Annotated in this window: 7 protein-coding genes; 6 read left to right on the plus strand and 1 reads right to left on the minus strand. The window is 68.4% G+C overall.

Annotation, left to right across the window (positions count from 1 at the left end; all coding sequences use genetic code 11):
• The first annotated feature begins 188 nt into the window (after window positions 1–188).
• From Q0K00_RS09765 to Q0K00_RS09785, 5 genes are all read left to right on the plus strand, one after another.
• The gene (locus tag Q0K00_RS09765) at window positions 189–2,237 is read left to right on the plus strand and encodes a cobyrinate a,c-diamide synthase (protein ID WP_297229023.1); all 2,049 of its coding nucleotides are present in this window, start codon (window positions 189–191) and stop codon (window positions 2,235–2,237) included.
• Entirely contained in the window at window positions 2,234–4,870 is a 2,637-nt protein-coding gene (locus Q0K00_RS09770) for a cobyric acid synthase (protein WP_297229025.1), read from the plus strand. The genes Q0K00_RS09765 and Q0K00_RS09770 overlap by 4 nt, the downstream gene beginning before the upstream one ends.
• Window positions 4,867–5,859: an adenosylcobinamide-phosphate synthase CbiB gene (gene cbiB, locus Q0K00_RS09775; protein ID WP_297229027.1), complete on the plus strand. Its 993-nt coding sequence runs from the start codon at window positions 4,867–4,869 to the stop codon at window positions 5,857–5,859. Before Q0K00_RS09770 ends, cbiB begins: the two co-directional genes overlap by 4 nt.
• A gap of 53 nt (window positions 5,860–5,912) precedes the next feature.
• Window positions 5,913–6,956: a nicotinate-nucleotide--dimethylbenzimidazole phosphoribosyltransferase gene (cobT, locus tag Q0K00_RS09780; protein ID WP_297229029.1), complete on the plus strand. Its 1,044-nt coding sequence runs from the start codon at window positions 5,913–5,915 to the stop codon at window positions 6,954–6,956.
• 469 nt (window positions 6,957–7,425) lie between these two features.
• On the plus strand, window positions 7,426–8,031 hold the full coding sequence (locus tag Q0K00_RS09785) for a bifunctional adenosylcobinamide kinase/adenosylcobinamide-phosphate guanylyltransferase (RefSeq protein ID WP_297229032.1): 606 nt from the start codon (window positions 7,426–7,428) through the stop codon (window positions 8,029–8,031).
• A 311-nt stretch (window positions 8,032–8,342) separates the two neighbouring features.
• On the opposite strand, the gene Q0K00_RS09790 is transcribed toward Q0K00_RS09785, so the two are convergent.
• Window positions 8,343–9,152, minus strand: a complete 810-nt coding sequence (locus Q0K00_RS09790) for a phosphoribosylformylglycinamidine synthase subunit PurQ (protein ID WP_297229033.1) — start codon at window positions 9,150–9,152, stop codon at window positions 8,343–8,345.
• Between the two features lie 187 nt (window positions 9,153–9,339).
• Between Q0K00_RS09790 and Q0K00_RS09795 the strand changes: the two genes are divergently transcribed.
• Window positions 9,340–10,983, plus strand: a complete 1,644-nt coding sequence (locus Q0K00_RS09795) for a CTP synthase (protein WP_297229035.1) — start codon at window positions 9,340–9,342, stop codon at window positions 10,981–10,983.
• Window positions 10,984–11,178: the final 195 nt, after the last annotated feature.

Consider the following 11,178-nt stretch of genomic DNA (forward strand, 5'->3'; position numbering starts at 1 on the left):
ACCCCCCCCCGTCAACACGGCAGGTATCGAGTTGCACTAATCAAACAACGATATTCCTGTCCGGCCCCTTCCCCCCAAACAGGCGACGCAGGAGCCTTACGGGCATCGACAGCAGGGCGAGGGGTTCCCCTTCCCCCCAGACAGGCAATGGATGATGCGATGACAGTCCAGGAGGAAAAGGTGGCCGCATGACGACATTCCACGCTTTTTGCCTTGCCGCGCCCCGTTCCGGCGAAGGCAAGACCACGCTCAGTACGGCGCTCATGCGTGCGCTGACGCTGCGTGGTCTGCGCGTGCAGGGGTTCAAATGCGGTCCGGACTACGTCGATCCCACTTTCCACGCGCTGGCCACGGGGCGTCCGGCCTGCAATGTGGACACCTGGATGATGGGCCGCTCCGGCGTGCGTCTGCTCTGGGACATGCGGGCGCATGACGCGGATGTGGCCATTTGTGAAGGCGTCATGGGCCTGCTGGACGGACGCGATCCCGACAGCATCGAGGGCAGCACGCTGGACTGCGCGCGCAGTCTGGGCATCCCGCTGGTGCTGGTCTGCAACGTGCGGGGCATGGCGGCCTCCCTTGCGGCGCTGGTGGCGGGCTTCCGGGATCATGCGGCCCGCTGGGGCGTCCGCATGGCCGGGGTCATCGCCAATGGCGTGGGCAGCGCCCGTCATGCCGATCTGTTGCGCCGGGCGCTGGAACGGGAACAGCTCCCGCCCCTGCTCGGGGCCTTGCCGCGTGACGACTGCTGGACCCTGCCCGAACGCCAGCTCGGCCTGCTGCCCGCCGAGGAAGCGGGCTGTTCGGCGGACTGGCTGGATGCGCTGGCCACGGCCGCGACGGGAGCCGTCGATCTGGACGGCCTGCTGGCCCGGACGCGCTGTCCGCGTCCCGCCGCGCCCGCTCCCCTGCCCGCCTCGCCGTCCGCCGCCTTCCCGCCGCGCCGCATGGCCGTGGCGAAGGATCAGGCATTCTGCTTCTATTATGCGGCCAATGAGCGTATCCTCAGGGAACGCGGCTGGGAGCTGGTCCCCTTTTCCCCGCTCGCGGACACGGCCCTGCCGCCGGATGCGGAGGCCCTCTATCTGGGTGGCGGCTATCCTGAGGTCTTTGCCGAGCGACTCGCGGCCAATACGGCCATGCGCGCGGCCATCCGGGACTTTGCCGCGCGCGGCGGCGAGATCTATGCCGAATGCGGCGGCTACATGTATCTGTGCTCCGAACTGATCACCATCGACGCCGGGAACGTGGAACGCCGCCGGCCCATGTGCGGCGTGCTGGACGCCACGGCCCGCATGGGCGGACGCCTGCGCTCCCTCGGCTATCGTGAGGTCTCCCTGCTCGCGGGCGCGCCCTTCGGCCTGCCGGACCATACCCTGCGCGGCCATGAGTTCCACTGGTCGGACATCGAGCTGCACCGCCCGTATGCGCCGCTCTACACGGTGCGGGACAGCCGGGGAGGAGAACGACCGGCGGGCGTGGCGCACGGCGCGGTGCGGGCAGGCTATGTACATCTGTTCTGGGGCCTTGCCCAGGGCTGCGCGGACGACGCGGCGGACGGGTCGGAGGAGGTCGCCTCCGTCGCTTCGGCGGCTCCGGCTCCGTCCTCCCGCCCTGACGGCGGCCCGGCGTCCGCATCGGAAAACGCTCCGGCGGCGGACAAAACGTCTCGCGGGCAGGTCATCCTCCTCAACGGACCTTCCAGCGCGGGCAAGACCACGCTGGCCCGCGCCCTGCAGGCGGCCCTGCTGCGCGATCACGGCCGCCACTCGCTCCTGCTCGCCGTGGACGACTTCCTCCGGGCGGCGTCCGGCGGGCAGGAATCCGTGCTGGCGGCGCTGGCGGCAACGGACCTGCCGCTCATCGAAAGTTTCCATGCGGCCGTGGCCGCGGCCGCGCAGGCCGGGGGCTGGGTCATCGTGGACCATGTGGTGGGCGAACGCGCGCACTGGGTGGAGGACCTTTCCCGTCGCCTTGAGGGCGTGGACGTGCTCCGCGTGCGGGTGGAATGCGACCCCCGCGAATTGCGGCAGCGGGAATGCCGCCGCACCGACCGCGCGCCGGACTGGCCCCATGCCGCCCGGCAGGCCCGGCATATCCATGCCCCGCTGACGCCGCAGGTCCGGCTGGACACCACCCGCGCCCGGCCCGAGGACAGCGCCGCCTGCATCCTGTCTCTCCTTTTTCCTGACGGAGCGTGCGCGCCCGCTCCCGAACATCCGCGAGGTCATCCATGAAGGCAGACGCCCACGGCGGCGACCGTCACGCCATGAGCAGGACAGCGGGCAGGGATGCCGCTTCCCTGCTGGATTTCAGCGTCAATGTCCGTCCCGAAGGGATGCCCGATTTCCTGCGGGCGGCCCTGCTGCGCAACGAGGCGGCCCTGTGCGCCTATCCGTCCCCTCAGGCGGAAGAGGCCCGCGAGGCCGCCGCACGGCGTTACGGTCTGCCCGCCTCCCGTTTCGTTTTCGGCAACGGCAGCAATGAGCTCATCCATGCGCTGGCCCGCGCCCTTGTCCGACGCGGCATGAGCACGGCCTGCGTGGTGGAACCGGCCTTCAGCGAATACGCGCTGGCCTGCGGACGGGCCGGGATGCGGCTCCTGCGTCTGCGGGACCGGGAAGCCATCCCCCTGCCGGGAGGCGCGACCGCGCCGCCGCTGGAGGAGGGGCTTGCGGCCGTGCCGGGGGGCGGCGTCATCTTTCTGGCCAATCCCGGCAATCCGTCCGGTCTGTTCCGCACCCCGGAGACGCTGCGCCGCCTCATGGCCCGGCGGCCCGATCTGCTCTGGGTGCTGGATGAGGCCTTCGTGGAGTATGCCGGACCGGAAGCGGAGGTCTCCCTGCTGGGCGATCTGCCGGAACAGGCCGTGGTGCTGCGCTCCCTGACCAAGTTCCACGCCCTGCCCGGCCTGCGGCTGGGCTTCCTGGCCGCTCCCGAGACGCTGGCCGCCGCCGTGCAGGCGGAGCTGCCGGTCTGGAACGTCAACGGGCTTGCGCTGGCCGCCGCCGTGGCCGTGCTGGAGGATGCCTCCGACTTTGCCGAGAGCACCCGCACGACCAATGCCCAGCGTCGCGCCCATCTGGCGGCTGCGCTGGCCGCCCTGCCCGGCGTGGAGGTCTTTCCCTCGGCGGCCAATTATGTGCTCTTCCGCTGCGCGCAGGCCCCGGCGGACCTCAACGACCGTCTCCTGCGCCGCTACGGCATGGCCGTGCGGGACTGCTCCAATTACGACGGCATGGAGGACGGCGGCTGGTTCCGGGCGGCGGTGCGCTTCCCGCACGAGCATGAACGGCTTGCCGCCGCGCTGGCGGACATCCTGAGCGAGGCGCGGGGCCGCCCCGCTCCCCCGCGTCCGGTCGCCCGGCCCCGCGTCCCGGCCCTCATGCTGCAGGGCACGTCCTCCGATGCGGGCAAGAGCGTCCTTGCCGCGGCCTTCTGCCGCATCTTCCGGCAGGACGGTTACGATGTCGCCCCGTTCAAGGCGCAGAACATGTCCCTCAATTCCGGCGTCACCGCCGCCGGGGACGAGATGGGGCGCGCCCAGATCCTGCAGGCCCAGGCCGCCCGGCTGGACCCGGAAGCCCGCATGAACCCCATCCTGCTCAAGCCCCATTCCGATACCGGCTCGCAGGTGGTGCTGCTGGGGCGGCCCGTGGGACATTTCGGCGTGCGCGACTACTACCGCCGCAAGGACGAGCTCTGGCAGCGGGTGGCCGCCGCCTACGACAGTCTGGCCGCGGAACACGAGGTCATGGTGCTGGAAGGCGCGGGCAGCCCCGGCGAGATCAACCTCAAGCGGCATGATCTGGTCAACATGCGCATGGCCCGTCATGCGGGGGCCTCGGTGCTGCTGGTGGGGGATATCGACCGCGGCGGCGTCTATGCCTCCTTCCTCGGCACCTGGCTGACCTTCACCCCTGGGGAACGCTGCCTGCTGCGCGGCTACCTCGTCAACCGCTTCCGGGGGGATGCGAGCCTGCTGGCTCCGGCACATGACTATCTGCGGGAGCATACGGGCGTCCCGGTGCTGGGCGTGGTCCCCCATATCCGCGATCTCAACCTTCCCGAAGAGGATATGGCCGGGTTTTGCCGGAGAGACGCCGCCCCCGCCGGGCCGGTCCCGCCGGGGGTGCTGGACATCGCGGTGGTCATGCCGCCGCATGTCGCCAACTTCACCGATTTCGCGCCGCTGGACATGGAGCCGGACGTGCGTCTGCGGCCCGTGCGCCGTGTCGAGGAATGGGGCGACCCGCATGTGGTCATGCTGCCCGGTTCCAAGAGCGTGGCGCCGGACCTGGCCGAGCTGCGCCGCAACGGGCTGGCCGAGCGCATCCTGTCCCACGCCGCACAGGGAAAATGGCTGTTCGGCATCTGCGGCGGTCTGCAGATCATGGGGCGCGGCATCCTTGACCCCGACGGGGTGGAGTCCGCCTCGCCGGAAGTGCCCGGCCTGGGCATCATGGAGCTGTATTCCACCTTTGCGGCGGACAAGACCCTCATCCGCGTGGAACGGGCCGAAAGTCCGCTGGGCGTGCCCACCGGCGGGTATGAGATCCACCACGGTCTCACCCGTCACGGCCCGTCCGCCCGTCCGCTTTTCCGGCGCTGCGGGCCGGACGGCCGACCCGTGGCGGATGCGGTCTGCGGCTATGTCAGCGGCCGCAACTGGGCCACCTACCTGCACGGCGTCTTTGATGACGACGCCTTCCGTCGCGCCTGGCTCGACCATGTGCGGGCGGATGTGGGCCTTGCGCCGCAGGGCCGTCAGCTCGCGACCTATGATCTGGAAAAAGCGCTGGACCGTCTGGCGGACGTGGTGCGCGAACATGTCGATCTGTCCGCCATCTACCGGGATATGGGCTTATGATGGATACGGCCGTCCTGCTCTTCCTGCCTGCTGCCCTGCTGCTGGACAGCCTGCTGGGCGAGCCTCCCGCCGCGTGGCACCCTGTCTGCGGCATGGGACGGCTGGCCCTGTGGGCGGAGGGCCTGCTCCGGCGCGGCCCCAACGGGCCGGTCATGTTCCTGCGCGGCCTGCTGGCCTGTCTGCTGGTGGTGCTGCCCTGCCTGCTGGCGGCTTGCCTCCTCGTCCTGCTTGCCGGACAGGCGGGCATGGGGCTGGACTGGCTTGCCGCCGTGCTGCTGGTCTATGTCTGTCTTGCGCCGCGCAGTCTGGCCGAACATGCCCTGCGGGTGGCCGCGCCCCTGCGGCGCGGGGACGTGCCCGCCGCCCGGCGTGCCGTCTCCCTGCTGGTGGGCCGCCGCACCGAGGCGCTGGACGCCCACGGCGTGGCCCGCGCCTGTGTGGAGAGCGTGGCGGAGAACATGACCGACGGCGTGCTGTCAACGCTCTTCTGGGCCGCCTGCGGCCTGCTGCTCTTCGGGCTGCCGGGGGCCGCCGCCTGCGCGGCCCTGCACCGGGCCGCCAATGTGCTGGACGCCATGTGGGGCAAACGCAACGACACCTACCGCAATTTCGGTACGGCCGCCGCGCGTCTCGATGATCTGCTCAATGCGCTCCCCGCCCGTCTGTCCCTGCCCTGCACGGCGCTGGCGGCGCTGTTCGTGCCCGGCGTGCGGGCCGGACAGGCCCTTGTGCGGGGCTGGCATGACCGCTACGCCCACGAAAGCCCCAATTCCGCCTGGAGCGAAGCCACCTTTGCCGGGGCGCTGGGCCTGCGTCTGGGCGGCCCCGCCGTCTACGGCAGTCTGCTCGTGGACCATCCGTGGCTCGGCGTCGGCACGCCGCGGGCCACGGACCGGCATATCCTGCTGGCCGTCCGCCTCATGCGGGCGACGGTCGCGCTCACCGCTCTTGTCCTCAGCCTCGTGTCATGGGGAGTCCTGCGCGGCTGATCCGCGCCGCTTCCCCCATCCAGCCCTTGCGGCAGCCTTCACAGGAGACGATCATGCGGCATCTGACCTTCCCTCCCTTTTCCCAACAGGCGGCGGACACCGTCCGGCGACGGCTGGACAGTCTGGCCAAGGTGCCGGGCAGCCTTGGCGAACTGGAAGAGCTGGCCATCCGGCTCGGCGGCATCACGGATGACGCGCGTCCGTCCTTCCCCCACAAGGCTGTGGTGCTCTTTGCCGGGGATCACGGCATCGCCGCCAAAGGGATCAGCGCCACCGGCCCGGAGATAACCGCCCTGCAGGTACGCAATTTCCTTGCCGGGGGCGGCACCATCAATGCCTTCTGCCGCAACGCCGGGGCGCGTCTGGTGGTCGTGGACGTGGGCGTGGCCGATGCGCTGGAAGGCGCGGAAGGGCTGGTGCGCCGCAAGGTCATGCCCGGCTGCCGCGATTTCAGCGAAGGCCCGGCCATGACCCGCGACGAGGCCCTTGCCTGTCTCCAGGTGGGCATCGACATGGCGCGCGAGGAAGCGGCACGAGGCACGCGACTGCTGGCGGCCGGGGAAATGGGCATCGGCAATACCTCGCCGTCCTCCGCCATCGCCGCCGTGCTGACGGGCGCGCCGGTGGAAGAGGTGACGGGCCTTGGTTCGGGCATCTCGACCGAACGCCTGCGCCGCAAGACCGACCTCATCCGGCAGGGCATCGCCCGTAACCGGCCCGACCCGTCCGACCCGCTGGACGTGCTGGCCAAGGTGGGCGGCACGGAGCTGGCCGCCATGACGGGCCTCATGCTCGGCGGCGCATCGCTGCGCATCCCGGTGGTGGTGGACGGCTTCATCGCCGGAGCAGCCGCCGCCATTGCGGTGGGACTGCATCCCGAGGTACGCGACCTGCTCGTTGGCTCCCACGCCTCCGTGGAGCCGGGACACCGTCTGCTCATGCGGCATCTCGGCATCCCGACATATACGAATCTCGGCCTGCGGCTCGGTGAGGGCACCGGGGCGGCGCTCCTCTTTCCCATCATCGACGCCAGCGTGCGCATCCTTACCGAGATGCGGACCCTGGCGGAACTGGACATCCGACTGCAAGGCTGTTGACACGTTCGCCGCCCGCGCTGCCTGTTTGGGGGGAAGGGGAACCCCTCCGCCTGCGCTGGAGGTGTTCCCCTTCCCCCCAAGCCCCCCATCCCTTCCCCAGCGCGCTTTTACCGGGGAAGAATCGGGGACGCGAGGCAACATCGTCCCCAAAAGCAAGGGAAACGTGTACAGCTTATTTGCTTTATCTATTGAAATTATTTATAAAATTTGTGTCGACACGCCCTAACGGGCACGGCCCTGCGGGCCGCCTTTCGGTCGCTGCCCTTCCCCCCAAGCCCCCCATCCCTTCCCCAGCGCACTTTTACCGGGGAAGAATCGGGGACGCGAGGCGGCGGCACAGCGCCGCCCGGCCAAAACCAAGTGGAATGACCAGGTTTTTTTCGCGAAACGACAGGCCGCATGAGCGTTCCAAACGGAGGATGCGTCATGACGCCGATACCCCATTGCCTACTTCCTGCCGGAGTCCCGCATGTCTGAACCTGAACTGATCCTCTATCTGGGCGGCACGCGCAGCGGCAAGAGTGCCGTTGCCGAGGCGCACGCCCTGCGTAACGGCGGGCCTGTGCTCTATGTGGCCACGGCCATGCCGCAGCCGGACGATCCCGCCATGAGCGAACGCATCCGCCGTCACCGCCAGCGGCGGCCGGACTGCTGGCGTCTGCTGGAATGCCCGCGCCGTCTGGCCCCCGCCGTGGCGGCCGCCTGGGAGGAGATGCGCCCCGACGCATCCGGCGGCAGCGGACAGGCCACCATCCTCGTGGACTGCGTGACCCTCTGGGTGACCAACCTCCTCTTGTCCCTGCCTGAACAGGAGGACGTCGGCGCGCTGGAATGCCTCGTGACGGAGGAGGTGTCCGCCCTCATCGACCTGAGCCGCACCCTGCCCTGCCGCTGGATCGTCGTCTCCGGGGAGACCGGCCTTGGCGGCATCGGCGGCAATGCCCTGACCCGGCGATTCTGCGACGGGCTGGGGCTGGCCAATCAACTGCTGGCCGCCCGCGCGCAAGACGCATTCCTCGTCGTGGCCGGACGCCTGCTGCGCCTTGCTCCGGCGGAAGAACCGCTTCTCCGGTAGCGCAATCCCACATTGAAAATGTGGATCGCTCTGGTAGTCGCGAGAGCGACTACCCGCAACCGAACACACGGAAAAACCACGCTTTTTCCGTAGTGTGAGGGCAGCGTCAGCATGGAGATCGGACACGATCTCAATGCGGATCCGCTCATGTGGCGACGCGGATACATGCGCGCATGGCGTCGCGCCCCTCCATGAGACGCGAACGGCCCGCGGACGGAAGGGTCCACGGGCCGCACGGGCAACAAAAAAAACGCCTGACCGCCTGACGGGCATGTCCGCGCAACGACGGACGCCCCGCTCCGGCGGTGGCATCAAAGATCGCGCAGATAATTCACGGCATTGACGAAGAGCATGGTGCCGGGCGCGTCCACCTCGCCGCGCGTCCAGGCCGGATGGTTGGTGACGTGGTGGAAGGCTTCGGGATGCGGCATGAGGCCGAGCACCCGGCCGCTGGGGTCGGTCAGCCCGGCGATGCCCAGCGGGGAACCGTTGGGATTGAGCGGATATTCCTGCGTGGGCTGGCCGGTGGTGGGGTCGGCATATTGCAGGGCGATGAGGTTCTCGTCCCGCAGGCGCTGCAGCGTGGCCGCATCACGGGCCACGAGCTTGCCCTCGCCGTGCCGCACCGGCATGGACAGCATACCGAGACCGCGCGTGAACACGCAGGGGCTTTCGGCATTGGGCAGCAGATTGACCCAACGGTCCTCGTAGCGGGCGGAATCGTTATGGCTGAGCGAGACCTGCCGCTCGAAGCGCGCCCCGTCCAGCGCGGGCAGCACCCCCAGCTTGACCAGCAGCTGGAAGCCGTTGCAGATGCCGAGCACGAGCTTGCCGTCGTCCAGGAAGCGGGTCAGGCTCTCGAGCAGGGGCGTCCCGGCCTCGTCCACGAGGTAGCGCCAGCGCAGGCTGGCGGTCTGCGCCGCGCCGAGGTCGTCGCCGTCCAGGAAGCCGCCGGGAAAGATCAGGAAATGGTAGTCCTCCAGACGGACCCGGGCCGTCACGATGTCCGAAAAATGCACCACATCCGCCCTGTCCGCTCCGGCAAGGCGCGCGGCGTGCGCCGTTTCAAGATGGGAATTGGTGCCGTAGCCCGTAATGACCAAGGTATTGACAGCGCCCATGCGGCCTAGCCTCCTCAAAGGGACAAATTTCCTGTGGTGAAAGGGAATTCACATTACGTTTTGTGTGCCGCATAGTCAATGCTAGCCAGCGTGCCGGACTTTGGTTATATGCTGTGGGGATGAACATGTGCGTGGGGCGCGCACCCTGGGCCGCGAGCAGCCCGCAGCCATTGCCCCGGAGGAGCTTATGAAAACGAAATACATCTTTGTGACGGGCGGTGTGCTTTCCTCGCTGGGCAAGGGACTGGCGGCGGCCTCTCTGGGCGCGCTGCTCCAGACGCGCGGCCTGACCGTCACCATCCAGAAGCTTGATCCCTACATCAACGTGGACCCCGGCACCATGAACCCCTTCCAGCACGGCGAGGTCTTCGTGACCGACGACGGGGCCGAGACCGACCTCGACCTCGGCCATTACGAGCGCTACCTCAACGTGCCCATGTCCCGCAAGAACAACACCACGTCCGGGGCCATCTACAACAACGTCATCGCCAAGGAACGCCGCGGGGACTATCTGGGCGGCACCGTGCAGGTGATCCCCCACATCACCGACGAGATCAAGCACAAGATCCTCTCCCTTGCCGAAGGGGACCAGGCGCCCGACGTGGCCATCATCGAGATCGGCGGCACGGTGGGCGACATCGAGGGCCTCCCCTTCCTCGAAGCCATCCGCCAGCTCCGCACGGAACTGGGCCGGGACAACTGCCTCAACATCCACTTGACCCTCGTCCCCTACCTGAAGGCCGCGGGCGAACACAAGACCAAGCCCACCCAGCACAGCGTCAAGGAGCTGCTCTCCATCGGCATCCAGCCGGACATCATCCTCTGCCGCTGCGAACAGAGCATCCCCGCGGAGATGCGCCGCAAGATCGCCCTGTTCTGCAATGTGGATCACGACGCCGTGTTCTGCTCCGTGGACGTGGACAACATCTATGAGGTGCCCCTGCGCTTCTATGAGGAAGGCTTCGACCAGAAAGTGGCCATCATGCTGCGCCTGCCCGCGCGCAACGCCAATCTGGAAAACTGGAAAAAGCTCGTCTACGACTGCGCCCACCCGCAGGGCAAGGTCACCATCGCCATCGTGGGCAAATATGTGGACCTCAAGGAAGCCTACAAAAGCCTGCACGAGGCCCTCATCCACGCGGGCATCGCCAACCGGGTGGCCGTGGAACTGCGCTACGTCAACTCCGAGAACGTGGACGCCGCCAAAGCCCGCGCCACCTTTGAAGGCTGCGACGGCATCCTTGTGCCCGGCGGCTTCGGCTACCGCGGCGTGGAAGGCAAGATAGAAGCCATCCGCTTCGCGCGGGAGAACAAGGTCCCCTTCTTCGGCATCTGCCTGGGGATGCAGTGCGCCGTCATCGAATTCGCCCGGCACAAGGCCGGTCTGGAGGACGCCAACTCCGAAGAGTTCAATCCGCTCTCCGACCACAAGGTCATCTACCTCATGACCGAATGGTTCGACTTCCGCACCAAGCATCTGGAAAAACGCGATACCGGCAGCGACAAGGGCGGCACCATGCGTCTGGGGGCCTATCCCTGCAAGATCCTGCCCGGCACCCATGCCGCCGAAGCCTACGGCAAGGACATGGTGGAGGAACGCCACCGCCACCGCTACGAATTCAACAACGCCTTCCGGGACATCCTCGCCCAAAACGGCATGGTCTTCAGCGGCCTTGCCCCCGACGACTCCCTGGTGGAGATCGTGGAACTGCCGGATCACCCCTGGTTCGTGGGTTGCCAGTTCCACCCCGAATTCAAGTCCCGGCCCATGCAGGCCCATCCCCTCTTCCGGGACTTCATCGGCGCGGCCAAGAAACAAGCCGCCGGCTAGGGCCTGCTGACGCTCTTCGCTGTCTGTTTGGGGGAAGGGGAACCCCTCGCTCTGCCGTCGATGCCTGTAAGGCTCCTTTGTCGCCAACGGGCCTGTTGACGCTCTTCGCTGCTTGGTTGGGGGGTGCGGGGGGGTGGGCGGCGGGGGGCGGGCCCCGCCGGACCCCCCCGGGGCCGCGCGCCCCCCCCCCCCCCC

Origin of the sequence: uncultured Desulfovibrio sp., from assembly GCF_944327235.1 — a bacterium.
Classification (GTDB): Bacteria; Desulfobacterota; Desulfovibrionia; order Desulfovibrionales; family Desulfovibrionaceae; genus Desulfovibrio.